At 60.8% G+C, this 22326-nt stretch carries 24 protein-coding genes and 1 tRNA gene; 12 read left to right on the top strand and 13 right to left on the bottom strand.

From position 1 onward, the window contains the following. Positions 1 to 44 precede the first annotated feature (44 nt). From K3725_RS15435 to K3725_RS15420, 4 genes are all read right to left on the bottom strand, one after another. Entirely contained in the window at positions 45 to 794 is a 750-nt protein-coding gene (locus tag K3725_RS15435) for an arylmalonate decarboxylase (RefSeq protein ID WP_260016180.1), read from the bottom strand. Between the two features lie 56 nt (positions 795 to 850). Continuing rightward, entirely contained in the window at positions 851 to 1744 is an 894-nt protein-coding gene (locus K3725_RS15430; protein WP_260016179.1) for an NAD(P)-dependent oxidoreductase, read from the bottom strand. Positions 1745 to 1875: 131 nt separating this feature from the next. Next, positions 1876 to 2472, bottom strand: coding sequence for a TetR/AcrR family transcriptional regulator (locus K3725_RS15425; RefSeq protein ID WP_260016178.1), 597 nt, complete (start codon positions 2470 to 2472; stop codon positions 1876 to 1878). 569 nt (positions 2473 to 3041) lie between these two features. Further along, complete coding sequence (locus K3725_RS15420) at positions 3042 to 3545, bottom strand: RidA family protein (RefSeq protein WP_260016177.1); 504 nt, start codon at positions 3543 to 3545, stop codon at positions 3042 to 3044. On the opposite strand from K3725_RS15420, the gene K3725_RS15415 reads away from it, so the two are divergent. Then, on the top strand, positions 3525 to 4244 hold the full coding sequence (locus K3725_RS15415; protein ID WP_260016176.1) for a YafY family protein: 720 nt from the start codon (positions 3525 to 3527) through the stop codon (positions 4242 to 4244). The two genes, K3725_RS15420 and K3725_RS15415, sit on opposite strands and share 21 nt — an antisense overlap. A gap of 127 nt (positions 4245 to 4371) precedes the next feature. On the opposite strand, the gene K3725_RS15410 is transcribed toward K3725_RS15415, so the two are convergent. From K3725_RS15410 to K3725_RS15400, 3 genes are all read right to left on the bottom strand, one after another. Then, a complete protein-coding gene (locus K3725_RS15410; protein ID WP_260016175.1) occupies positions 4372 to 5004 on the bottom strand; it encodes a tyrosine-type recombinase/integrase in 633 nt (210 codons plus the stop codon). Positions 5005 to 5522: 518 nt separating this feature from the next. Next, a complete protein-coding gene (locus K3725_RS15405) occupies positions 5523 to 6110 on the bottom strand; it encodes a YceI family protein (protein ID WP_260016174.1) in 588 nt (195 codons plus the stop codon). Positions 6111 to 6148: 38 nt separating this feature from the next. Then, on the bottom strand, positions 6149 to 6979 hold the full coding sequence (locus tag K3725_RS15400; protein WP_260016173.1) for a nuclear transport factor 2 family protein: 831 nt from the start codon (positions 6977 to 6979) through the stop codon (positions 6149 to 6151). Between the two features lie 105 nt (positions 6980 to 7084). Between K3725_RS15400 and K3725_RS15395 the strand changes: the two genes are divergently transcribed. Beyond that, positions 7085 to 7459, top strand: coding sequence for a helix-turn-helix domain-containing protein (locus tag K3725_RS15395; RefSeq protein WP_260016172.1), 375 nt, complete (start codon positions 7085 to 7087; stop codon positions 7457 to 7459). Between the two features lie 28 nt (positions 7460 to 7487). On the opposite strand, the gene K3725_RS15390 is transcribed toward K3725_RS15395, so the two are convergent. After that, entirely contained in the window at positions 7488 to 8888 is a 1401-nt protein-coding gene (locus K3725_RS15390) for an aldehyde dehydrogenase family protein (protein ID WP_260016171.1), read from the bottom strand. 23 nt (positions 8889 to 8911) lie between these two features. Continuing rightward, a complete protein-coding gene (locus tag K3725_RS15385; RefSeq protein ID WP_260016170.1) occupies positions 8912 to 9292 on the bottom strand; it encodes a nuclear transport factor 2 family protein in 381 nt (126 codons plus the stop codon). 139 nt (positions 9293 to 9431) lie between these two features. Between K3725_RS15385 and K3725_RS15380 the strand changes: the two genes are divergently transcribed. The 8 genes from K3725_RS15380 (at position 9432) to K3725_RS15345 (ending at position 17548) form a co-directional block, all read left to right on the top strand. Continuing rightward, complete coding sequence (locus K3725_RS15380; protein WP_260016169.1) at positions 9432 to 10379, top strand: helix-turn-helix transcriptional regulator; 948 nt, start codon at positions 9432 to 9434, stop codon at positions 10377 to 10379. 181 nt (positions 10380 to 10560) lie between these two features. Then, entirely contained in the window at positions 10561 to 11841 is a 1281-nt protein-coding gene (locus tag K3725_RS15375; RefSeq protein ID WP_260016168.1) for an ABC transporter substrate-binding protein, read from the top strand. 3 nt (positions 11842 to 11844) lie between these two features. Further along, positions 11845 to 12558 carry an ABC transporter ATP-binding protein gene (locus tag K3725_RS15370; RefSeq protein WP_260016167.1) on the top strand — a complete coding sequence of 238 codons (714 nt, stop codon included), beginning with the start codon at positions 11845 to 11847 and terminating at the stop codon, positions 12556 to 12558. Further along, a complete protein-coding gene (locus K3725_RS15365) occupies positions 12555 to 13259 on the top strand; it encodes an ABC transporter ATP-binding protein (protein ID WP_260016166.1) in 705 nt (234 codons plus the stop codon). Before K3725_RS15370 ends, K3725_RS15365 begins: the two co-directional genes overlap by 4 nt. Then, a complete protein-coding gene (locus K3725_RS15360; protein ID WP_260016165.1) occupies positions 13256 to 14125 on the top strand; it encodes a branched-chain amino acid ABC transporter permease in 870 nt (289 codons plus the stop codon). The genes K3725_RS15365 and K3725_RS15360 overlap by 4 nt, the downstream gene beginning before the upstream one ends. After that, positions 14122 to 15048 (top strand): branched-chain amino acid ABC transporter permease, encoded by a 927-nt coding sequence (locus tag K3725_RS15355; RefSeq protein ID WP_260016164.1) that lies wholly within the window; start codon positions 14122 to 14124, stop codon positions 15046 to 15048. Before K3725_RS15360 ends, K3725_RS15355 begins: the two co-directional genes overlap by 4 nt. A 32-nt stretch (positions 15049 to 15080) precedes the next feature. Further along, on the top strand, positions 15081 to 16409 hold the full coding sequence (locus K3725_RS15350; protein ID WP_260016163.1) for a porin: 1329 nt from the start codon (positions 15081 to 15083) through the stop codon (positions 16407 to 16409). A 26-nt stretch (positions 16410 to 16435) separates the two neighbouring features. Continuing rightward, positions 16436 to 17548 carry a class II histone deacetylase gene (locus K3725_RS15345; RefSeq protein ID WP_260016162.1) on the top strand — a complete coding sequence of 371 codons (1113 nt, stop codon included), beginning with the start codon at positions 16436 to 16438 and terminating at the stop codon, positions 17546 to 17548. Between the two features lie 699 nt (positions 17549 to 18247). On the opposite strand, the gene K3725_RS15340 is transcribed toward K3725_RS15345, so the two are convergent. Then, positions 18248 to 19282: an IS110 family transposase gene (locus K3725_RS15340; RefSeq protein WP_260016161.1), complete on the bottom strand. Its 1035-nt coding sequence runs from the start codon at positions 19280 to 19282 to the stop codon at positions 18248 to 18250. 360 nt (positions 19283 to 19642) lie between these two features. Continuing rightward, positions 19643 to 19810 (bottom strand): hypothetical protein, encoded by a 168-nt coding sequence (locus tag K3725_RS15335; protein ID WP_260016160.1) that lies wholly within the window; start codon positions 19808 to 19810, stop codon positions 19643 to 19645. A gap of 178 nt (positions 19811 to 19988) precedes the next feature. Between K3725_RS15335 and K3725_RS15330 the strand changes: the two genes are divergently transcribed. Both K3725_RS15330 and K3725_RS15325 read left to right on the top strand, forming a co-directional pair. Then, positions 19989 to 20141 (top strand): hypothetical protein, encoded by a 153-nt coding sequence (locus tag K3725_RS15330; RefSeq protein ID WP_260016159.1) that lies wholly within the window; start codon positions 19989 to 19991, stop codon positions 20139 to 20141. A gap of 158 nt (positions 20142 to 20299) precedes the next feature. Continuing rightward, positions 20300 to 20389: transfer RNA gene (locus K3725_RS15325), tRNA-Ser, on the top strand. A 188-nt stretch (positions 20390 to 20577) separates the two neighbouring features. Here K3725_RS15325 and K3725_RS15320 read toward each other — a convergent pair. Further along, the gene (locus K3725_RS15320; protein WP_260016158.1) at positions 20578 to 21144 is read right to left on the bottom strand and encodes a hypothetical protein; all 567 of its coding nucleotides are present in this window, start codon (positions 21142 to 21144) and stop codon (positions 20578 to 20580) included. Positions 21145 to 21247: 103 nt separating this feature from the next. Then, on the bottom strand, positions 21248 to 22210 hold the full coding sequence (locus tag K3725_RS15315) for an acetyl-CoA carboxylase carboxyltransferase subunit alpha (RefSeq protein ID WP_260016157.1): 963 nt from the start codon (positions 22208 to 22210) through the stop codon (positions 21248 to 21250). Positions 22211 to 22326: the final 116 nt, after the last annotated feature.

The raw sequence follows: 22326 nt of genomic DNA, 5'->3' as shown, positions 1-22326 counted from the left end.
TATTCAGAAAATGCCCGCAGCAGGTACGCCTGCTGCGGGATGAGTCAGTGGTTTTCGTAGAGAAAACCTCGGCCGGAAATTGGGTCGGCCACACCGCAGCTACGCAAGGCGTGCCAGTAGAGAACCGCATTATTAGACAACACTGGTTTCCCAATCCATGTTTCCGCGGCAGCGGCAAAATCCGCCATGGGAACATTGGTTCCCACTTGGACAAGGGCTTCCACATCCGGTCCGTCAACGTCCAGCACTGCGTCACGCAGGTTTTCCAGGGTGACGTCGGAGATGTTTGACGGCGTCCGCCCGCCAAGCCCATGGGTGGCAGCAACCTCAATTCCGCTGTCAGTGAAGAACCGCGAAACCGGTTCATCGCCCAGCTCCAGGTAAGGAGAAATCAGGCCAATTCGCCGGATGCCGCCAAGTGCCTTCAGCGCGGCCAGGATTGCATCAGCGCTCATAATGATCTTTGCGCCCCCTGCTGCTTCCGCAAGCCGGCCATGCAGAGCCTCATGCGCAGCGTGGCCTTCCCAATAGCCATCTGGCGACACCGCGGCAATGACCGCCCCAACACCGCAATGGCGCAGGCTGCGGATGGCGCCCGGTGTGGAGCTGCGGATGTTTTCAATGACCCGGTTGAAGCCCGCCTCATGGGTCAGAGAGTCATCGTCGATGATCATCCTGCCGATGTGGTTTGTGACGCCAACGGGGCGCATGGCCTCCATCTCCGGCTGAGCGGACGTGTTGGTCGATGGAATGGCAACACCGACGCGCAGCCGGTTACCCAGAAAGCTACTCATGATTAGATCCTGTATTTTGAAACTTTCAATCAATGGTTTGGGGCGCAGCTGTGCTGCTAGGCAAGAAACGTGGCGGCTATATCGGCGGCGCCATGGCCTTGGTCCTGCACCCGCCTGTAGCGGTTCAGGCCTGCCTCAGCCAAATCCAGCTTCACCCCGGCTTTCAGTGCGGCGTCAACGATCAGAGCACTGTCCTTGACTGCATTATCGATGGTGAATGCCGGAGTGAAATCGCCCGAGGCCATAGCCTGGGCTTTCATTTGAAAGAAGGGGGTATCCAATGGCCCGCCACGCAGAGTGTCCGCCACCAGATCCGGATCCAGTCCCAGACCGCGGGCCAAGGCCAGGCTCTCTGCCGCTCCATGGGTCAAAGTGAAGACCCAGCTATTCAAGGCTAGTTTCAGCCGGGTCGCCGTTCCGGGGGCGGTGTCCAGCCAGCGGGTGGCTTTGCCGACCGCATCCAGCACCGGCTGGACGGCTTCCTTGGTGCTGTCCGGGCCGGCCGCCAGCACCAGAAGCTGGCCCGCCTCTGCGGGTTGGCGGGTGCCAAGCACGGGCGCGTCGATCAAGGTGAGCCCCTTGCGGGCCGCCAGCGTCTCCAGCCCGGGGATGTCGGCCGGCCCGACCGTGCTCATTTGCAGCCAGCAGACGGGTGCCGCGGGCACGCTGTCCGCGTCGGGCAGCGCCGACATGACTTCTGCGATGGCACTGGCGTCTTTCAGCATGGTCACAATGACATCGGCGTGGAGGGCTGCCCCGGCCGGATCCGCAGCCGGAGTGATATTCGGTGCCGCCAAAGAAGACGCTTTGTCAGGGGTCCGGTTCCATACCCTGACCTGGCAGCCGGCCGCCGCGATGTTGCGGGCCATCGGTGCCCCCATCAGCCCGGCTCCCAGAACGGCCACGCGCAGGGCGGGGCGGGGCGGCGGCGAAATTGCGTCAGTTGTCATGTTGAGCCTCTGTTCTCTGGGTCCAAGCGGCCGCGGAAGGGGGACCCGCATGGGCGGCCGGTATCTGGAGGCAGTTATGGAATATTCATTCCATAACCGTCAACAACCAAAAGGAGAACTTCGCATTACTGTTACACCGTGGCGATGGAGGCTTCGACGATACTGTGCAGATAGGGCTGGCGGGAGGCTGCCGGAAGCCCTTTGCTGACGACCCTAATGCCTTGAATTACGGCAACAAAATACCTGGACAGTATTTGGCAGTCCTGATCAGGCGAAATTTCGCCGGTCTTTTGGCCGTGCCTCAGGAGGCGCAGCAATCCGCTCTCCAGCCGCTGGAAATGCTGTGCGACCAGCGCGCTGAGTTCCGGATCCCGGCCGGAAATCTCCAGGCTGCTGTTGGCAGCAAAGCAACCAAAGCCCTCGTGGTCGCTTAACTCATCGTCAACGATGGATATCAGCAGCGCCCGGAGGCTGCCGCGCACATCAGAGGAGCGGGAGATCTTCGCGACAGTCCCGGTGGTTACCCGCCGGTATTCTTTAAGTGCAAGCGCAAAAAGCGTTTTTTTGCCGCCAAAGGAATTGTATATGGTGCTGCGGGACAGGCCGGTTGCTTCCACCAGATCATTCATGGAAGTCGCCGCATAGCCATTGCGCCAGAATGTGCGCATGACTGCGTCAACTACCGCGCCCTCATCAAATTCTCTTGGCCTCATAGCGCTCTCAACCATTCTGTACCGAATGTCTCAGAACTATGCCGGAAGAGAGATCCATGCAACTATGTTGTGTAGGTGATTGAGCGTAGCGGGGGAAAGCTACAAAGTGGTAGCCAAACGATAGGTGGTTGGCAGCAACTTCCTGCGGATTTCATTCAAGACGATTTTGGTCTTATCGTACTATTCTGCCCCTTACCGGAACAGACCCCTCTCCTGGTTGTGAGACCAGCCACCAATGCCGCCTTCTGTGTGGATCAGCCGGGACAGCACAGCAGCGTCCATACCACTGTGAAACCGCAGGCTACGCCTGTTGGCCAGGCGCAGTTAGATAGGAAAGGGGAGGCTGGCAACGGATTCCGCTGGAGAAGCCTCGGCCACCGGGAGATCAACCGGCAGAAATACGCCCCCTCGGTCAGGAGACCATGTCCGACTTGGCTGCGGCGAACTTTTCCGTTTGCAGTCATTCAGGTCCGCGAATACCGGCGAACCCAAACCACCCTTTCGCTACAGTCAGGTCGGACAAACGAGACGCGGGACGAAATGGCCATTTGGGTTTCGAAACAAAATGACCGCTGTGACTAGCGTCATGCCATTGCTGTCGCTTCGATTTCGAACAGCAAGCCGGGGATCGCGAGGCGGGTTACTCCCAGCAAGGTCATGGGCGGGGCCACTTGATGCGGTCCAAAACGCATCCCCATCAAGTCAAAGTTTTTCAAGGCTTCATCCACATCGGTTGCATAGACGCTGAGCTTAACGACATTGCTCAGATTCATGCGCCCCCCTTTGAGGACAGCTTCCAAATTGTCCAGCGCCAGACTGATCTGCGGGCGCATGTCGCCGGGGTGCTGGGGGGCACCGTTTTCGTCCACGGCAGTTTGACCTGCGCAAATCAATTGACGGGTCGCGCTGTCGATCATCTCTGCCTGATTGTAGCCCAGTTTGATCGACCACTCCCACGGGTTCACTGCTGTCCGTTCCAAATCGCATTCTCCTTGTTTTGCGTTGCTGGAACCGGTGTAAATCAAAATAGTGCCAAAAACTGACACCATTTGTGATAAGGTGTCGATATGAACATTCGGCTCAGACATGACACCATTGTGCGCAGCCTTCGCCGCAATGGCACTTCGACCATTAATACCCTTGCCGATGAGGTCGGCGTATCCCGTCGGACCGTGCTGCGCGACATCAGCGCGTTAAGGGATGAGGGCTATGTGATCCATTCCGATGTCGGGCGCGGCGGTGGGGTGCAACTTGACCCCCAATCGATGCAAGCGACTGCCAAGCTATCGGTGCCAGAAGTTTTCGCGCTGCTTATAAGCGTTGCGGCAATACGCGCGGCGGGAAATCTGCCATTCTCGGAATTGGCTGATGCGGGGCTTGCCAAGATCGAAAAAGCCCTGCCTGGAGATAAGGTGCGCGATCTGCGCGCCTTCCTCGACTGCCTTCATATTGGCCAGCTGTCGCCCCTGCAGGATCTATCTGACATGGGCAAAATGGATTCCGAATTATTGCCTGCATTCGAAGCGGCGTTTCTTGGGCGACACCTCATCCGCTTTGGCTATCGCGACGCAAAGGGCCGCAACACTACGCGCGAAGTGGAACCGCAAGCAATGCTGATCCTCCCGCCGCTATGGTATCTCGTCGGCTGGGACCCGATGCGAGATGGTTTCCGGCACTTTCGTATGGACAGGATCAACAGCCCGGAAGCCGTTCCTAATAGCAGTTTTCGGCGCAGACATGTCCCGTTTAACGACGATGTATGCCCGTATAGCGAATTGCAAATGTGATCGGTGAAGCGGCTAATCGTGCATTGCGCAGCATCGGTCAAGATGGGCTCGATCCGATCCGCCGCTGCACCGTGAACGCAAGTCCGGTCCGGATTGGCGGACGGCACGTGCCAACCGCCAACGTGGTTCAAATGTCGATTTGCTCGGCGACGCTCAGCGCATCTTCAAGTTCGACGCCAAGATATCTGACAGTGCTGTCGACCTTTGTGTGTCCGAGCAGAAGTTGTACCGCTCGGAGATTTTCGGTTTTTCGGTATATCTCCGCTGCTTTGGTCCGGCGCAGCGAATGGGTGCCGTGTCCACTGGGCTCCTGCCCGATCGCCGCCACCCAATCTCGCACAAGCCGTCCATATTGGCGTGTTGAGATGTGCGGGCGGTGGTGAAACCGGCTGGGAAACATGAAACGGAAACCGATCATGTCCGGCGATTTGACCCGCGCGGCAATTGTGTCCCGCGTGTTTTCAGAGAGTTCGAACTGAACGGGCCGCTTGGTTTTGCTCTGGACCACGGACACCCTTTCGCGAACGCGATCATCCCTCACCAGGTCAGTGACGGCCAGTTTGACCAAATCGCATCCGCGAAGCTTGCTATCAATTGCCACGTTGAATAGTGCTAGATCGCGCAAGTTGCCCGCCAGTTCGAGCCGCGCGCGTATCGCCCAGACCTGTTTCGGCAATAGTGGGCGTTTCTGGCCTATGATCCGGCCTTTGTTCCAGGCTCTACGTTTCGGGGTGACAGCGGGAAGTTGGACTCTTGGCATAGTGCGCCCTCCAATCCTCCCGCCAAACCCAGACATCAGCACCGTGCTGGCATCTGAGTTTTACCGGCAGTTTGAATGGCCGTTGTCAGGTTGCCTGTTCTTTGGGACATGCCGCAGACGCATTCGGCAGCTGCGAGCCCACATCGGACCTCTCCAAACCGTGCTGCGCGCGCTCGCAGCGTGCTACACCGCTACACTGCCCAAAAAGATTGTGCTGCGAGGCTGGAGGTAAAGCGGTCGTTCAAGGGATATGCCGCGATGTGGTTGCAGCTCAGGCAGTGGACGCCGGGCGGCACGGACGCATTTCTTGACAGTGGCCATGGTTTTTTCGGCTCCAAGTCGCGACAAGAGCAAGAAGCCTGTCGTTTAGATGCGGGGGGGTGGCTGTTTGCCTATGAAGCCGACCGGGCCGCCCGAGTGTCTTGAAAATCTGCGAAATGACCTGACTGTTCTCGAAATGGTTTTCCAACCAGCCCCGGAGCAAGGCCCCGGAGCCTTTGTGCTGTCAGATCGCCGGATTACTTGGCTGCTTTGAGTTCAGTGTCGATGTTGATGGTCAACTGTCCCACCGGGATGCTGCTGCCGACACCGAAGTCTGCCGGGTCAATCTGCCCCTTGGCGGAGAAGGCCACCCAGTCGCCCTTGTAATAGTCGAAGAACTGGCCGACCGGATGCGCGCCAAGATGGGTCAGGCGCGCGTCCAGCACCACCGGTTTGGTGACACCGTGCAGCGTCAGGTCGCCGGTGATCTCAGCGGTGTCTTTGCCAGTGAGTTTCACGGCGGTGCTGGCAAAGGTGATTTCCGGATAGGTGCCTGCGTCCAGGAAATCCGGGCTCTTGGCGTGCTGATCAAGCGCTTCGACACCGGAGAAGAAGCTGTCCGCCGCGATCGCCGCGGTGACGCTGGCGGTTTCCGGGTTTTCGGCATCCAGTTCCAGGGTGCCGGTGACGGTGGTGAATTCGCCATGCTGCATGGACACGCCAGCATGGCTCCAGCCGACGCGGACCTCAGTATGGCCGGGGTCGGTTTTATAGGTTTCCGCGGCAGCGGCGCCAGCGGTGGCGGCAAGAACAGTCAGAAGGCTGAAAAGGCGGGATTTGGTCATTGTGTATCCTTTCTAATGGTGTGGAATGGAAGGTGGGATCAGAACATGCCGTTGCCGTGGACGAACTCGGCAGGGATTTCCTGCACCGCGTCCCAATGTTCGGCGATCAGCCCATCCTCGACGCGCCACAGGTCATAGAAGGCCGTGGGTTTGCTGTCGTAGATGCCTTCGGCCTGGGTCATCACGAAATTGCCTTCAGCCACCACATTGTGCAGCTTCGTGTAGCCGAAGGAGATTTCGTTCTCGGCCAGATAGGCGATGAACCCCTTCAGTCCGTCGCGGGTGTCCGGCACATAGGGGTTGTGCTGCATGTAGTCGGCGCGGATGTAGCTGTCGATCCTGGCAAGGTCGCCGCCCATCAGCACGTCGGTGACGAGGCCGGTGACCAGTGCCTTGTTGGCGTCGGTCTTGTCCAGATCTGTGATTTCGGTGGTGCCATCAATCATGGAACGGCCGCTGGCGGTCTCAGTCACTTCATCCTGGATCGCATCCCAATGCTCCACCAGCTTGCCGTCTTCAAAGCGGAACAGGTCGATGATCACCTTCGGCCCGAAGAACTCTGCAGTCTGGTGGATCACCACGAAATTTTCATCGCCGAACACCCTGATCGGGTTCACCTGCACTGGCGGATCCAGGGTCTCAAGAAAATCAACAAAGCCCAGCAGCCCTTCGCGCCCATCGGCGGCCTGCGGGTTGTGCTGGATGTAATCCTCGGCGACATGCGCGCGAATGAAATCGCGATCGCCCTTGGCGAGGCCCTGCTCCAAGAGGGCAACGGCTGTGGCCTTGTTTTCTGCTGGGTCTGCGGCGGCGCTGGTCGCGGCGGCGGAGGCAAGCACAGCTGCGGCTGCTTTTTTAAGAAGTGTCATTGCAGTCTCCATCGTGACAGTTGCTTGAGTCGGGTACATGAGTTACTAATAGGAACCGAAGTTTCAATTCGGAAGTAGGCACTTTTTAGTAACTAAGGAAAATCCATGAAGCGGCGTGAAGAACTCGAACGGGAGCTGGGGCTGGATCTGTGCCCGATCCGGACAGTGCTGGCGCAGATCAGCGGCAAATGGAGCCTGCTGGTGATCCTGCTGCTGAGGGACGGGGAACACCGGTTTTCCGAGATTCAGCGGTCAATCCCGGATGTCTCGCAGCGGATGCTGACCCAGACCTTGCGGCAGCTCGAGCGGGATGGGCTGGTGGCGCGCAGGGTCACTCCGGTGGTCCCGCCGCGGGTTGATTATGCCATCACGGAGCTGGGCAAATCGTTGTTTGAACCGATAGGCGCAATGGCCGCCTGGGCGGTGGCGAAACAGCCGGAAATCATGTCGGCGCGGGAGCGTTACGACAGCGCAGGCTAGGGCCGGGACCGCTGTCCCGGCCGCCGGTTCAGGCGAACACCACTTGGATATCGGTGTATTCCGCCAGCCCCTCCTCGCCGAACTCCACGCCGAGCCCCGAGGATTTCACCCCGCCAAAGGGCGCGTTGGGCTGGATTGCCCCGTGCTTGTTGATCCAGACAGAGCCGCATTCCAGCCGTGCCGCGACGGTGCACGCCTTGGCAATATCACTGGACCACACCGACCCGCCCAGCCCGTTGGGGCTGCCGTTGGCGGCGGCAATCGCCTCTTCCACGTCATTGTACTTGATCACCGGCAGGGCCGGGCCAAACTGTTCTTCATCCACCAGCGGGTCGCCATTGGTAAGACCGGCAATGATTGTCGGCTCAAAAAACAGCCCTTTACCTGGGTTGCCGCCCAGCAGCAGTTGACCCTTTTCGCGGGCAGCGGCAACGAGACGGGAAACCTTGGCGTGCTGCATGGGATTCTGCAGCGGGCCAAGGATAGAGGATTCGTCAGATCCCGGACCCACCGGAATGGTGCGGGCAAATTCCACCAGCGCGGCGCAGACTGCGTCATGGATGTCCTCATGAACATAGAGCCGCTTCAGCGCGGCGCAGGTCTGGCCGTTGTTGATGAAAGCGCCCCAGAACAGCCCTTCGGCAATCGCCTGGGGGTCTGCATCCGGCAGCACGATGCCCGCGTCATTGCCACCCATTTCCAGCGTCAGCCGCTTCATTGTCGGCGCAGCCGCGGTCATAATCTTCTCTCCGGTCGTGCAAGAGCCGGTGAAGACAATCTTGCGGATACCCGGATGGGCAGACATTGCCGCTCCCAGGTTGTCAGTCTGGTCGTCTCCGGTGATACAATTGAGAACACCCGCAGGCAGCACTTCGTTTAGCAAAGCCACAAGCCGCAGCGTGCTGAGCGGAGTCAGCGGCGAGGGTTTGATCACCACTGTATTGCCGGTCCGCAGCGCGGGCAGGATGTGCCAAACCGCTATCATAACTGGGTAGTTCCAGGGGGTGATCGAACCGACGACACCAAGCGGTTTGCGATGCAGCTCAATCCGGCCTTCGGCGTCGTCCTGCAGCACCTTGACCGGCAGCGACAGCTCAGCGGTGTATCCAGCCCAGGCTTGGGCGCCGCCCATCTCAAAACGTGATCCGAGGCCATTGAGCGGCTTGCCCTGTTCAGCCGTGATCAGCTGAGCAAGCTCTTCGGCATGCTCCGCGATCTTGGCTGTTACAGCCTCGCAATAGCGCTGAAGGTCGGCATGGGACAGCTGCGACCAGCTGGCAAAGGCCTCCTGCGCGGCTGCTACCGCACGGTCTAGGTCCGCCAGTGTTCCGTTTGGTGCTCGGCCTGCCAGCCCGCCTGCCGGATTGGCCACATCGAAGCGGGCAGCCGCGGGAGCGGGGGCGCCGCCGATTGTCATTTCAAATTTCATGGGGTGTTCTCCTTGCCAGCGGGTCAGGCGGCGGCGGGCATGAAATAGTCCATGTGGACCTTCCAGCCGTCCTCGCCGTTCTGCCAGACCACCACATAGGCCAGATGGATATCACCTGCGCCCTCAGCACGCGGTGTCAGCACCACCCGGCCGGTTTCAATGGCGCTGCTGCCCTCATGCTGCACCGATGTGGTGGATAACTGCGCCGTTTTCATGTCCTGCACGGCGCCAAGGAAATAGGCCGAGGCACCATCCCGGCCGGAAAAGGTTCCAATTCCTTGGCCGATCACCACCGGGTCGGGGGTATAGTAGTCCTCCACCAGCGCGGCGACATCGCCGGCGGCGAAATTCGCCTCGAACTGGCGGGACTTGGTGGCGATCACGTCTTTCAGCGTAGCAGTCATGGTGCAATCCTCCCTTGCGTTTGCGCCTGTCCCAGACTTTTCCGGGGCGCTGACAGCAACGCTAGTCAGGGAAAGGAAGCGACTGTATAGTGCATATGCACTATGCGGGTGGCAGCTTGGCACGGGATAACCTGACCTCATGAACCGCTATGATCTGAGTGAATTTGTGCTGAGCCTGATGGACAAGGCCAACACCCATACGCCGCTGCATTTCCAGCAGTACATGATCGGGCTGATGCGCGGGATTACGGTGTTCGATTCCGCCTGGTGGGGCTGGTCAGTGTTCCGCGGCGGCAAGATCGCGATGGTGCATACGATGGTCAGCGGCCTGCCAGACGGGTTCGAGCCCAAGGTCAAGGCGCATCTGGTAAATGACCCTTTCGTGCGCACAGGCCGCTCCCTGAAACGGTATGCCCGGTCATTGTCTGTCGAGGATGCTGTGACAGATCCCGGATTTAAAGTATTTGCAGCGGAATTCGACCTGACCCAGATGCTGAACGGCCATTGCAAGGTGCGCGAGGGGCCATTCAATTTCTTCATGTCACTCTACCGGCATGGCCAGAACCCGGCCTTTACCGATACGGAGACAACGGATTTCCTGGCTATCCTGCGGCATCTGGAACAGGCGCTGTCGATGTGCCTGCAGCTGGATTTGGGTTTGCGTGTGGATCCCTGTAACGAATGGGGGCTGCTTGATCACGAGGGCGAGCTATTCCTGTGCTCTTCCGGTTTCAATGGCGCGGTGAAAGACGGACTGGAGCCAGGGCAGAAGCCGACCGCCATGATGCGGGAATTCGCTGGGCAAGCGGTGGTTACCGCACCTTCCGGGACCACTTTCAGCCGCGTTCGCTATTTGGACGATCTGTGGCTGGTTTCGGCCCAGCCCGTCAGCCCGCTGAACCGGCTGTCCCCGAAGGAACGCCGGGTGGCGGAGCTGCTGATTGCCGGGGCGACCATGCGGGCGATTGCCGAAGAATCTGGCGTTTCAATCAATACCGTGCGGAATCAGGCGGCCTCCGTTTACCGGAAAACTGGCGTTCACAACAAAGTCGAACTGCTCCGCTTGGCGGGCGGCCTGCCGCGCTAGAGCTGCGCCCGGCCTTTTGCAATTGAGTTGAATCCGGGACTAGGCTGCTGATTTTCTGCAGCTTCTTTCTGTATCCGCAAGCGCTGCAGGGTCGAACAAAAGCCCGCAGCCGGATAGTGCATCTGCACTATGTCTGGCCCGTCCGCCCTTCCATACCGTTTAGGAAACAGGGAGGATCACCATGACCAAACTCACATCTTTCAGCCGCCGCAGTTTCCTGGCCGGAACGGCCGCCGCAACCGGCGCACTGGCGATGCCATCCATTGCAACCGCTGCTTCCAAGAAGGTGCGGATCGGCTTCATCTCGCCGCTGAGCGGGCCGCGCGCCTCGTTCGGGACATCGGACCAGTGGATGGTCGACAGCATCCGCAAGCAGCTGGAGGGCGGGCTGAACTCAGGTGGCAGCTCCCATGAGGTGGAGATCATCGTGAAGGACAACCAGTCCAACATGAACCGCTCAATCTCCGCTGGCAATGAGCTGATCCTGCGCGATCAGGTCGATATGCTGCTGATCAACGACGGCGATGCAGCGGTGGCTTTGGGCGAAATCGCCGATATTCATGGCATCCCGACGATGAGCACGATGCAGCCCTGGCAGGCCTGGATGTTCCCGCGCGGCTCCAACCCTGAACAGGGCTTTCCTTGGACCTTCCATTTCTTTTGGGGCGCAGATGACGCCATGAGCACCTTTGTGCGGCTTTGGGATCAGATCGACACCAACAAGAGCGTTGGCGATTTCTATCTCGACAACCCAGTCGGACAGGCCTTTGCCGATCCGGCGATGGGGTTGCCTGGCTTCATCGAGCGGGGCGGTTACTCGCGCACTGAGGGCGGCATGTTCAAGATCGACTCGGATGACTATTCCGCTCAGGTCAGCCGCTTCCGCGACGCCAGCGCCGATATTGTGACCGGCTTCGGCTTCCCGCCGCATTGGATCACCTTCTGGAACCAGGCGGGGCAGGCTGGTTACACCCCAAAGGCCTGCACCTTTGCGGCGGCCTTTCTGTTCCCGCAGGCGATTGAAGCGATGGGCGCACGCGGCGATGGCATGACAACTGAGGTCTGGTGGACCCCGAATGTGCCCTTCGCCTCATCCTTCACCGGGCAAAGTGCCCGTGAGCTGGCAGATGCCTGGGAGGCGGGCAGCAACGCGCAATGGGTGCAGACGCTGGGCTACAGCCATGCGCTGTTCGAGGTGGGCCTGAATGCGCTGGTGCAGTCCGGCGCCCCCAAGGACCGCGCCGCAGTCCGCGACGTCTTTGCTGCCACAAAACTGGACACGGTTGTGGGGCCGGTGGATTTTGCCTCCAGCCCTGTCAAAAACGTGGCGAAGACCCAGCTGGCGGGCGGCCAGTGGCGCAAGTCCTCCGGCAAGCACGCGTTTGAACTGGTGATTACCGAAAACGCCCTCGCACCCGACATTCGCGTCGAAAGTGAAACCATCGCGTTGCCCAAGGTCTGAGCCATGCTGGAAGCACGCAATCTCAGCAAGGCGTTTGGCGGCCTGCGGGTGATCGAGGATGTCTCGGTCACCGTCGCACCGGGCAATTGCCTCGGGATAATGGGGGCCAATGGCGCGGGCAAGAGCACGTTCTTTGACCTCCTGACCGACGTCACACGCGCCGATGGCGGGTCTGTCCATGTGGCCGGGTGCGATGTCACCGGGTTCGACACCGCCGGGCGGGTGCGCGCCGGGCTGGCACGCGCATTTCAGGTGCCGCGCGCCTTTGCCTCGCTGAGCGTCAGCGACACCCTGTATCTGGCCCAGCACGCCAGCCACGGCATCGCGCCCAAGGCCGCACGGGCAAGGGTGGAGGAGATCCTGGAGATCACCGGCCTTGGACCGCGCCGCAACAACTTCGGTACCGCGCTGCGGTTGTTGGACCGCAAACGGCTCGAACTGGCCAAGGCGCTGGCCTCTGATCCAAAGGTGATCCTGCTGGATGAGGTGTCCGGCGGGCTGACCGATCAGGAAACCGCCGAGATGGTTGTGCTGGTCAAACGCCTGAAGGAGGCGGGGCTGGCGGTGCTGTGGATCGAACATATCGCCCATGCGCTGCAGGAGGCCTCTGACCGGATTATGATGCTTGCGCTGGGTCGCAAGCTGATCGAGGACCGCCCGGAGGTGGTTGCCGCCGACCCGCAGGTGCGCGCGCTTTATCTGGGGGCGGCGGCATGACCCTGTTGCAGATGCAGAACCTGACCGCGCGCTATGGCGATTTCCAGGCCCTGTTCGGGATTGATGCCCATGTGGACGAGGGGGAGACCGTCGCGCTGATCGGGGCCAATGGCGCGGGAAAGACCACGCTGCTGCGCGCGATTGCCGGGCTGGGCACACGCGAGGCCGGACAGCTGACCTTTGCCGGGCAGGACATTCTGGCGCTGGATCCCGGCGCGCTGGCGCAGCGCGGCATTGCCATGGTTCCGGAGGGGCGGCGGCTGTTCCCCAGCCTGACCGTGGCGGAAAACCTGATGATCGGCGGCGATGTCGGACGGCGCGGCTACTGGACCCTGCCGCGGGTGCTGGAGCTGTTCGACGAAATCGCGCCGATGGCGCAGCGGCCTGCAGGTCTGCTGTCGGGCGGCCAGCAGCAAATGGTGGCCATCGGCCGCGCGCTGATGACCAACCCGGAGCTTTTGCTGGTGGATGAGGCCTCCCTCGGGCTGGCGCCAGTGATTGTTGATCGGGTGTATGAGGCTTTGGCCGGCCTCAAGGCGCGCGGCACCACCATTGTGCTGGTCGAACAGGACATCCGCAGGGCGCTGGCAGCCTCTGACCGTTTCTACTGCATGCTCGGCGGGCAAGTGTCGCTGGCAGGCGCTTCGGACGGTGCCTGTTTCGAGCGGGTGAGTCAGGCCTATTTCGGAGAGAACCAATGAGCACAGCCATAGAAATCCTGATGAACGGGCTGTTCCTGGGCGGGCTCTATGCGCTGTTCGGGCTGGGACTGTCGCTGATCTTCGGTGTCATGCGGATTGCCAATATCGCCCATGGCGAGCTGGCCATTGCCGGCGCGCTGGTGCTGTTTACCCTCAGCGCGGCCTGGCCCGTCAGCCCGCTCTTGCTGATGCCGCTGGTCTGCGCGGGCGCCTTCGCCTTTGGCTGGCTGCTGCAGACCCAGCTGCTGAACCGGGTGCTGAGCCCCGATCCAATGCCTGCCCTTCTGGTCACATTCGGCCTGTCGGTAGTGATGCAGAATGCCATGGTCGGCCTTTATGGCGCCAACAGCCGCAGCATCGACCTGGGCGCGGTCAAAACCGCCAATCTCACCATTGCAGGCCAGACAATCGGCTGGCTGCCGCTGGGCATCTTTCTGCTGTCGCTGTCGCTGTTCGGCGGGCTGCATCTGATCCTGAGCAAAACCCGGCTGGGCCGTGCCGTGCGCGCAACCTCTGATGATGCGGAAACCGTGGCGCTGTTTGCAATCCGCCGCCGGCGCATCTTTGCCATTGCCATGGCAGTCTCCGCAGCCTGTGCGGCACTGGCGGGAATGCTGCTGGCCTCACGCAGTTCGATCACGCCGTTTTCCGGTGCGGAGCGGCTGCTCATCGCCTTTGAGGTGATCGTGATCGGCGGCCTTGGCTCAATCTGGGCCAGCTATCTTGGCGGCATCGCCCTGGCGCTGGTGCATGTGGCGGGCTTCTACTTTGATCCGGCGTCGGGGCTGCTCTACGGGCACCTGCTTCTGCTGGTCTTCCTTCTCATCCGCCCGCAGGGGCTTGCCGGAAAGGTGGTGACACGATGACCCGCTCATTTCTCGCCCTTTTGCTCACTGCACTTGCTGCCGCGCCTTTTGCGCTGAATGCAGGCGGGCTGGCGCTGCTGACCGAAATGCTGGTGCTGCTGGCCATCGCCCAAAGCTGGAACTTGCTGGCGGGTTATGGCGGCCTCCTGTCGCTTGGCCACCACGCTTTTGTCGCCACCGGGGCGTACCTCTTGTTTGCCGTCACACGGGACCTGCCTGTCTCTCCCTACATCATGGTCCCGTTGTCCGGGGCCGGGGCGGCGCTGCTGGCGCTTGCCCTGACCCCGGTTCTGTTCCGCCTGCGCGAGGTCTATTTCGCCATCGGCATGTGGGTGGCGGCAGAGATCATAAAAATCGTTGTCGGCCGACTGGACTACTTCGGAAGCTCGTCCGGCCTGCCGCTTTATGCGGCGCGGCGGATCGACACCAGCTGGCTGCCCGCGTCGGCGCACTGGTTTGCGCTGGCACTGGCCGCGGGGCTGTGTCTGGGGCTGTGGCTGCTGCAGCAAAGCCCCTATGGCCTGCATGTCCATGCGATGCGCGATGACGAAACCGCCGCCCGCTCGCTGGGGGTGAAAACCCGGCGGATCAAAGGGACCATCTTTGTCCTTTCGGCGGCGGGGTGCGGCATGGCCGGCGCCATCAGTTTTCTTGGCACGCTCTATGTCTCACCAATCGCCGCCTTCGACATCAACTGGACGGTGAACGCGATCTTCATCTGCGTGATCGGGGGGCTTGGCACAATCCGCGGCCCGGTGCTCGGCGTGCTGCTGTTCGTACTTCTGCGGGAGGGGCTCGCCGCCTATCCCGGCTGGAGCCAGATTGCCCTCGGCCTCATCGCGGTTGCGGTGATGCTGTTGGCGCCGCGGGGGCTGAGCGGCCTGCTGGACCGCCTGCTCCCCAATATCAGAAGGGCCGTCTGAGGCCTGCAAGACCATACCTTCAGGAGGGGAAAATGAAGAAGAGTTTGACGCTGGCCGCCTGGCTGGCCGGATCACTGCTGCCTGCCGCTACCCGTGCTCAGGATGCGCCGCCACTGGATGCCTACGGGTCCTTGTTCCGCAGCATCGCGGGCGACGGCCTGGAAAAGAACCACCGTATTGGTGTCTTGGGCTGGGTGGATGCAACCGCCATCACGGCGTCCAGCACTGGCGCGGACGGAGCACTCGGCAATGGCGCGTTCTTCTCCGGCGAGGAGGGGCTGAACCTCAACCAGCTGGGATTGGTGTTCTGCCGTGGCATCAGCTGCCCCGGTCCGCTGGCCGGCCGCCCGCAAGGCGTTATCGCCCGGGTCGGCCCGTTTCCGGGGCCGCGCGGCGAGCAGGTGGAGTTCGGTTTCAATATCACCGCGACCTATGGGAGGGATTCCGACTTCTTCCGTACTGCGGGGTTTGACGACTTCACCTCCGATCTGGACGATGACAACAAGCTGGCCTTCCCGCAGGCCTATGCTGAGGTCTATCTGCCGTTGCTGGGCGGCACTACGGTCTTGGCGGGGAACTTCCTGTCGCCAGTCTCTGGTAAGGAAATCGGCCTGCCTTTCACCCCGCCCAACTGGTTTTCCACCCATACCTACAGCCTGCAGCATGGGCCTGGGACCCATACCGGCGTGCTGATCAGCTCTCGTCTGCCCACGCGGGAGGGAGCCGGTCTCTGGGGCTTTGAGCTGGGCGCCGTGACCGGCTGGAGCACGGTGGAAGACAGCCGCCCGACGCTGATCGGCGCGCTGCGCTGGCGCAGTGCGGATTTCCGAACCTGGGTCGACTTCGAGGCGGTCTATGGAGACGGCGAGGGCGATGCCTACGGCCCGTCCCGCGGCGGTTCCGCCTATATCGCGCTCAGCAGCACCGGTGAACGGCTCGACCGGGCGGCGGCCTACCTGACGGTTGGCCATCAGGTGAACCCTGATCTGTCGCTCGCATTTGAGGCCAGCTACGGCTTTCAGGAGGGCGGCGATATTCCGGCCCCCGGCGCGATTACCCAAAAAAGCGAATGGTACGGCCTCAATGCCCAGGCCCGTTACCAGCTTGCGGACAATCTGCACCTGAACGGGCGTGCCGAATGGTTCCGCGACGACAGCGCCGCCAACATCCTGTGGGCCGCGAACGGCGCCACCGGCGGCAATGTTTATGCGGTGACGGCGGGGCTGGAGTGGCAGGCAACCCCCGCGCTGCGGATCCGGCCAGAGCTTCGCTACGACACCTATGACGGCGGCGGCACACTGTTTGGCGGTGGCCGCAACGACCAGTTCACCGCGCTGCTGAACGCAACGCTGCGCTTCTGAAACCTGCACATCGAGGAGAGACGACAATGCCGGGTACAGGATTTTACTTTGACGAGCATTGCCTGTGGCACACCACTGGCGAACACGCGCTGATCATGCCGGTCGGGGGCTGGGTGCAGCCGCCCGCTGGCGCCGGTCACGCGGAATCGCCAGAATCCAAGCGGCGGCTGAAGTCGCTGATGGATGTGTCCGGACTGACCGCCCAACTGGGCGTGCAGTCCGCCCGGCCCGTCACCGAATGCGAAATGGCGCGAGTCCACAGCAGTGACTACATTGAGCGTTTCAAGGCGCTCAGCGATGCCGGCGGCGGAAACGCTGGTCTGTTCTCGCCATTTGGAGCTGGCAGCTACGAAATTGCCGCGCTGTCGGCAGGGCTGGCGCGGCGGGCGGTTTTCGATGTGCTGGACGGGACCTATCAGAACGCCTATGCCCTGTCGCGCCCGCCGGGCCACCATGCCGGGCGCGACGGCTCCATGGGCTTCTGCCTGCTGGCCAATATCCCGATCGCCATCGAGGCTGCGAAGGCTGAAAAGGGGCTGGGCCGGGTGGCAGTGCTGGATTGGGATGTGCATCACGGCAACGGCACGCAGGACATCTTCTATGAGCGTGATGATGTTCTGACGATCTCACTCCACCAGCAAAGCTGCTTCCCGCCCGGCTCCGGCTTGGGGGAGGAGCGCGGCGCGGGAGCAGGAGCCGGCTGCAACTTGAACGTCGAGCTGTTGCCGGGCGCGGGCCACCAGTCCTATGCCGATGCGATGGAATTGCTGGTGCTGCCCGCGCTTTATGAATTCAAACCGGATCTGATCATCATCGCCTGCGGGCTTGATGCCAACAATTTCGACCCGCTCAGCCGGATGACTGCGCACAGCGGCACATTCGCCTATCTCACCCGCGCGGTGATGAAGGCCGCCCGTGACCTGTGCGATGGCAAACTGGTTGCGGTGCATGAGGGCGGCTATGCCGAGGCAGTGGTGCCTTTCTGTGCCCATGAGGTGATCGCCACCATGGCGGGTATCACGAGCGATGTCGAAGACCCGTTCCGTGGTGTCGCCGAAGCCAACCAGCCGCCGGCGGACTTCGTGCAGTTTCAGCGGAAGCGGCTGGAGACATTTGCTGCCGAGCTGATTGCAGATTAGGCAGCAGTTTCCAACATCTGTGAGTATCAACGGGTGGCCGAATACTTGTCTGCCGCCCGGAAAGGCGTATTGGCAGTCACATTGCCAGGAATCCACCGCTGCGGCCACTGCGCCTTCACTGGACGAGCGTGAGCTGTTCGACCAATTTGCTTTAGTCTGGTCTGCAAAAGTCCGCTCCGTCATGGGAAGTACCGTTGCTGCGAGTGTAAAATAGGTGTCGTGTGCCTTTGCACTTGCATTCGTTACAATGGTCTATGTCCGGCTTAGTCGCACTGCTCGTTGGTCGACCCTGGCTGCGGAGAGAGATCGGTTTCGAACCTACCATTGTCGGCTCAGATCAATGACCGGTTCGTTAATTTAATCCGTTACGCAGCGACGTGCTCGCGGCAAACGAACATATTTTCTGCGTCAGCGAAAGCTGCAAGAGCAAAAGGCTGCCTCTCCAATCGGGCGTTTGGGTCAAGTTCATTTCATCGTTTCGTTTCCATCCTGTGGGGTAGGGTCTCTCATCCGGGTCAAGCTTCTCTTCGCAGTCATTGTTGGTCCGGTTCGGTTGGACCGCTGCATGCATGTGTCGGATCGGTCGCGGAACGCCCAGCTTAGTCTCGCGCTTTGAATGGCGCAGCAGCCATTTTCGGCGTCATCCGCTGACCTCGTCCGGTGCGGGACGTTCCCGTCATTGATTGTTGGAGGTTCAGTTCATGCGGCGCCCTCCAACAGTCTTTGACGGAACTCGGTGTTGTCGGCCCACATGCGGTGCATGACGACAGCAAGCTTGCGGGCAACGGCGACAATGGCTCTGCGGCGGCCTTTGCGGCGCATCAACTGAAGGCCCCAGCTCTTGATCTCAGAGCTGGCGACGGATCGCATCATCATCGCGTTCGCTGCTGCGTATAGCGCGGATCGAACGTCTGCATCTCCCGCCTTCGAGATACGGCCGGGGTTGTCCATCTCTCCGGACTGGTAGCGCCTCGGTGTCAGGCCAAAATGCGTGGAGACCGTTCTGGAACTGGCGAAGCGTTTGGGATCATCCACCGCCGCTTTGAAGGTCAGGGCCGCGATCGGCCCCACGCCTGGGATTGCCATGAAGCGCAGGCAGTTCTCATTGTGGCTGGCCGCTTGCTTCACGCGTCGATCCAGTTCCCGGTACGCGGAGAAGAGAACCGCTCGGGCCTCCAACAGCGGCAGCAAGGCATGTGACTGGTCTGGGTCTGCTTTGATGATGGGACGCACCCTCTCATCAAAGGACGCCTGGTCGATACGTGATGGCAGCCGCAATCCAAAGATCCGGAACAGCCCGCGTATCTCATTTGCCAGATCGATGCACTTTCGCTGGACCGCCTTGCGACTGCTGAGCAGCGCCCGAATGGCATGAGCCTCTCGGCTTTTCATATGGGCAGAATTGAACCAGCCAGATCGAAGCACATTGGCAATCCCGCGTGCGTCTGTTTTGTCTGTCTTGTTGCGCATGGCCGAAAGTGCCGCATTCACCTGCCGTGCTTCCATGCACACGACGTCGAAACCTACCGCCTGCAACCCGAAGAACAGATGTTGGCTCATCGCGCCTGCTTCGAAACCAATTCGAAGATCAGGGGCCGCGAAGTTTAACAGACAACCAGTGATGTCATCGATCTCGCAAGCGACCGCGCGCTCAAGTACGGTTCCACCTTCGGAATCAATCACACAGACAGCCACTGACCGCAGCGATACGTCCAATCCAACACAGTATTTCATCTTGTTCTCCTCAGATTGCAGAAATCACTGCAACTCTATCGAGAACCCAACCCATCCATCAGGTCAGCCCGATTACCCATGCTTTGTCCCGCGTCTCGTTTGTCCGACCTGACTGTAGCGAAAGGGTGGTTTGGGTTCCGCCGGTATTCGCGGACCTGAATGACCGCAAACGGAAAGTTCGCTGCGCTGCCGAAAATCTCGCGCTGCGGGGCGAGAGTTTTCTGCGGCAGCAATAGCTGTAAGAGCAAAAGGCGGCTACGGTCCGGCGCAGTGTGAATTCACCGGCTCCGGCACCTCGCAGTCGCAGCAAGCGGCAGAAACGGCGGGCTGCGCAGCAGCACAAAACCTCGGCTGGTTGCGTCAAACGGCCGAGTTTGAAAATGGCGCTTCCTGCGCATCGCTGCCGCTGGTGATCGGCGGAGCATCGACCAAATCTGAGGATCCCCTCTGAACGGCTGCTTTGCGCAGTTTGGCCACCTGCCTTTGCCCCAGCAGCTGGAGTATCGCTGCACCTGTTTCAAATGTCATGAAAGGTCTGGATTGAGAGGATCACAGTTGGCCTGGGGCAGGTTGGCGCTGGTTGCTCGGTGCTGTGCTGCCGCATGGCGGCACTGAGCCCAGACCGAATTTACTGCAACGGTGTAGGATTTCACGCAGCCTCACAGCGAAAACAACATCCGTTCTTGCATGTGCTAGAAGAGCCAAGGTGAAGCGTGATGAGATCATCGCGCTCGCCGATGCCCACCAAAGCGGTGTCGAGGATCGCGAGCGCTTCTTCCTTGGCAGCATGGCAGTACTCGCCTTTGCGGCTCTCATTACGGCTGGAGCGGGGGAATCAATTTCAGGCTGGTTGCCGTGAACATCATGCGAACGCGGCTGCACGTGTTTTGCACGCGAATAACGTGCAGTTCCGCAAAAGCTCCCGGAAAACCGGGGAAATTGCCCTGTTTTTCTGCCGCGGCAAAAAATTGAAAAAACGCCTTGTTTCTCTAGGCTCTGGCCAATATACGGGTCAGCGGAGACGTGGCCGAGTGGTCGAAGGCGCTCCCCTGCTAAGGGAGTAGGCGGGAAACCGTCTCGTGGGTTCGAATCCCATCGTCTCCGCCATCATACATTAAGATTTTTCGCTATGTTGGCCCGCCCAAGACATGCCTGCCTGGCTGTCCCACGAAGAGTGGCTGTCTGGTTTTACGCCCGGTCCGCGGCGCAGGTTGTGAGACCTGCAGCCCTTTACCCCTTAACCGCTGCCGTCCTGATTGCCGGAAGCGCGGAAACCCAGGGCTTGTCCCGGCGGCTCAGTCCTGTTGGCTGAGACTGGTGACATACAGCCCCATCTCTGTGCCCCTGCCTTCGGCGGCTATCCTTGCACCCGGCTTCAGGCCTTGAACAAAACCGGCTGGAAAGTTGCACAACTCGCCCCATGCATAGGGCATGCCGTCAATTTCAATAGGGTTCCGGCATTTGCCAGCCTTCAGAAGCTTGGCCTCTGAGACAGTGTATACTGCCCGGGTTTCTGTACCGGCGGCGATTGCCACGACCAGTGGAATGCCCAGTGAAACGAAGTGGCTGTAAACCATAAAGGCAAGGAAGGGGGCAAAGCCGGTGAGGACAATCTTCATGAACGTGCCATGTTTGCGGGGCTGCACTTTCATCCCCTTCAAGACGGCAAAAGGCGCAGCTGCAGCGGCAAGCCCGCCAAGGAGAATTGCCGCCACACGGCTTTGGGTGAGCCATTGCTCTGATGGCAGGAATTGATAGCCGGCCTTGCCCGAGAGGATGGGCAGCGCCCCCAGGAAGAATGCGCCGAGGACAGCCAATGCGAAGATGCGGACACTGCGCGGACGTGCGGCGCGTTCAGGCATAATTGCCTCCACCTGTGAAAACCCTGAAAGGCTCTGTGCATATGCAGAGATGAAAAAACCCGGCCTCGCAGCCGGGTTTGCTTGTGGCCGGGCAGGCTGAGGTTCAGGCCGCCAGCCCTTTGGAGCCGATATCCAGGAACTTCTGCCGCCGGTCCTTGACCAGCGCGGCCGCGTCCATGCCCTTGAGCTCGTCCAGCATCTCCTGGATGGCGCCGCTGACGGATTTGATCGCAGCTTTCGGATCGCGGTGGGCGCCGCCCAGCGGTTCCGGGATGATCCGGTCGTTGACGCCCAGCTTGTTCAGGTCCTGGGCCGTGAGGCGCAGCGCCTCGGCGGCTTCGCGCATCTTCTCGGCGTCCTTCCACAGGATCGACGCGCAGCCCTCGGGGGAAATCACCGAGTAGATCGAATGCTCCAGCATCGCCACACGGTTCGCCGTGGCAAAGGCCACCGCGCCGCCAGAACCGCCTTCGCCGATGATCACCGAAATCAGCGGCACGCCGATCTTCAGGCACATCTCGGTCGAGCGCGCAATCGCCTCGGACTGGCCGCGCTCCTCGGCGCCTTTGCCGGGGTAGGCGCCGGCGGTGTCCACCAGGGTGATCACCGGCAGCTTGAACCGGCTGGCCATTTCCATCAGCCGGATCGCCTTGCGGTAGCCCTCGGGACGGGCCATGCCGAAATTGCGCTCGATCCGGGATTTGGTGTCATGGCCCTTCTCATGGCCGATCACCACCACCGGCTGGTCGTTGAAACGGGCCAGCCCGCCCATCACTGCCAGGTCGTCGGCAAAGTTCCGGTCGCCGGCCAGCGGCGTGTATTCGGTGAACAGCGCCTCAATGTAATCCTTGCAATGCGGGCGCTCCGGATGGCGCGCCACCTGGCACTTCCGCCAGGGCGTCAGATTCTTGTAGAGGTCCTGCAGCAGCTGTGCCGCCTTGGCGTCCAGCGCCTTGGCCTCATCCGCTACATCCATTTCCTCATTCGCGCGCGCCAGCGCCCGCAGCTCCTCCGCCTTGCCTTCGATTTCGGCCAGCGGTTTTTCGAATTCCAGATACTGGGTCATGTTGCCTCTGCTCTGCAGGTTTGCAGCTATATGGCCTTAGCAGCGCCAAGATGCAACTCAGCAAGATTTGTGATCTTGGCTTATGCCATCACCTGAGAGCAGAGAGACACGAAGGA

Source organism: Leisingera sp. S132 (genome assembly GCF_025144465.1).
GTDB lineage: Bacteria > Pseudomonadota > Alphaproteobacteria > Rhodobacterales > Rhodobacteraceae > Leisingera.
This window is presented reverse-complemented; position numbering and strand designations above follow the sequence as displayed.

What these genes read in the sequence shown, in the direction of transcription:
- K3725_RS15340 (WP_260016161.1), bottom strand. Translation starts at nt 19,282, where the DNA reads ATGAAATACTGTGTTGGATTGGACGTATCGCTGCGGTCAGTGGCTGTC.
- K3725_RS15435 (WP_260016180.1), bottom strand. Translation starts at nt 794, where the DNA reads ATGAGTAGCTTTCTGGGTAACCGGCTGCGCGTCGGTGTTGCCATTCCA.
- K3725_RS15380 (WP_260016169.1), top strand. Translation starts at nt 9,432, where the DNA reads ATGAACCGCTATGATCTGAGTGAATTTGTGCTGAGCCTGATGGACAAG.
- K3725_RS15430 (WP_260016179.1), bottom strand. Translation starts at nt 1,744, where the DNA reads ATGACAACTGACGCAATTTCGCCGCCGCCCCGCCCCGCCCTGCGCGTG.
- K3725_RS15370 (WP_260016167.1), top strand. Translation starts at nt 11,845, where the DNA reads ATGCTGGAAGCACGCAATCTCAGCAAGGCGTTTGGCGGCCTGCGGGTG.
- K3725_RS15425 (WP_260016178.1), bottom strand. Translation starts at nt 2,472, where the DNA reads ATGGTTGAGAGCGCTATGAGGCCAAGAGAATTTGATGAGGGCGCGGTA.
- K3725_RS15360 (WP_260016165.1), top strand. Translation starts at nt 13,256, where the DNA reads ATGAGCACAGCCATAGAAATCCTGATGAACGGGCTGTTCCTGGGCGGG.
- K3725_RS15420 (WP_260016177.1), bottom strand. Translation starts at nt 3,545, where the DNA reads ATGTCTGAGCCGAATGTTCATATCGACACCTTATCACAAATGGTGTCA.
- K3725_RS15400 (WP_260016173.1), bottom strand. Translation starts at nt 6,979, where the DNA reads ATGACACTTCTTAAAAAAGCAGCCGCAGCTGTGCTTGCCTCCGCCGCC.
- K3725_RS15315 (WP_260016157.1), bottom strand. Translation starts at nt 22,210, where the DNA reads ATGACCCAGTATCTGGAATTCGAAAAACCGCTGGCCGAAATCGAAGGC.
- K3725_RS15345 (WP_260016162.1), top strand. Translation starts at nt 16,436, where the DNA reads ATGCCGGGTACAGGATTTTACTTTGACGAGCATTGCCTGTGGCACACC.
- K3725_RS15390 (WP_260016171.1), bottom strand. Translation starts at nt 8,888, where the DNA reads ATGAAATTTGAAATGACAATCGGCGGCGCCCCCGCTCCCGCGGCTGCC.
- K3725_RS15395 (WP_260016172.1), top strand. Translation starts at nt 7,085, where the DNA reads ATGAAGCGGCGTGAAGAACTCGAACGGGAGCTGGGGCTGGATCTGTGC.
- K3725_RS15335 (WP_260016160.1), bottom strand. Translation starts at nt 19,810, where the DNA reads ATGACATTTGAAACAGGTGCAGCGATACTCCAGCTGCTGGGGCAAAGG.
- K3725_RS15320 (WP_260016158.1), bottom strand. Translation starts at nt 21,144, where the DNA reads ATGCCTGAACGCGCCGCACGTCCGCGCAGTGTCCGCATCTTCGCATTG.
- K3725_RS15410 (WP_260016175.1), bottom strand. Translation starts at nt 5,004, where the DNA reads ATGCCAAGAGTCCAACTTCCCGCTGTCACCCCGAAACGTAGAGCCTGG.
- K3725_RS15365 (WP_260016166.1), top strand. Translation starts at nt 12,555, where the DNA reads ATGACCCTGTTGCAGATGCAGAACCTGACCGCGCGCTATGGCGATTTC.
- K3725_RS15415 (WP_260016176.1), top strand. Translation starts at nt 3,525, where the DNA reads ATGAACATTCGGCTCAGACATGACACCATTGTGCGCAGCCTTCGCCGC.
- K3725_RS15405 (WP_260016174.1), bottom strand. Translation starts at nt 6,110, where the DNA reads ATGACCAAATCCCGCCTTTTCAGCCTTCTGACTGTTCTTGCCGCCACC.
- K3725_RS15375 (WP_260016168.1), top strand. Translation starts at nt 10,561, where the DNA reads ATGACCAAACTCACATCTTTCAGCCGCCGCAGTTTCCTGGCCGGAACG.
- K3725_RS15350 (WP_260016163.1), top strand. Translation starts at nt 15,081, where the DNA reads ATGAAGAAGAGTTTGACGCTGGCCGCCTGGCTGGCCGGATCACTGCTG.
- K3725_RS15355 (WP_260016164.1), top strand. Translation starts at nt 14,122, where the DNA reads ATGACCCGCTCATTTCTCGCCCTTTTGCTCACTGCACTTGCTGCCGCG.
- K3725_RS15385 (WP_260016170.1), bottom strand. Translation starts at nt 9,292, where the DNA reads ATGACTGCTACGCTGAAAGACGTGATCGCCACCAAGTCCCGCCAGTTC.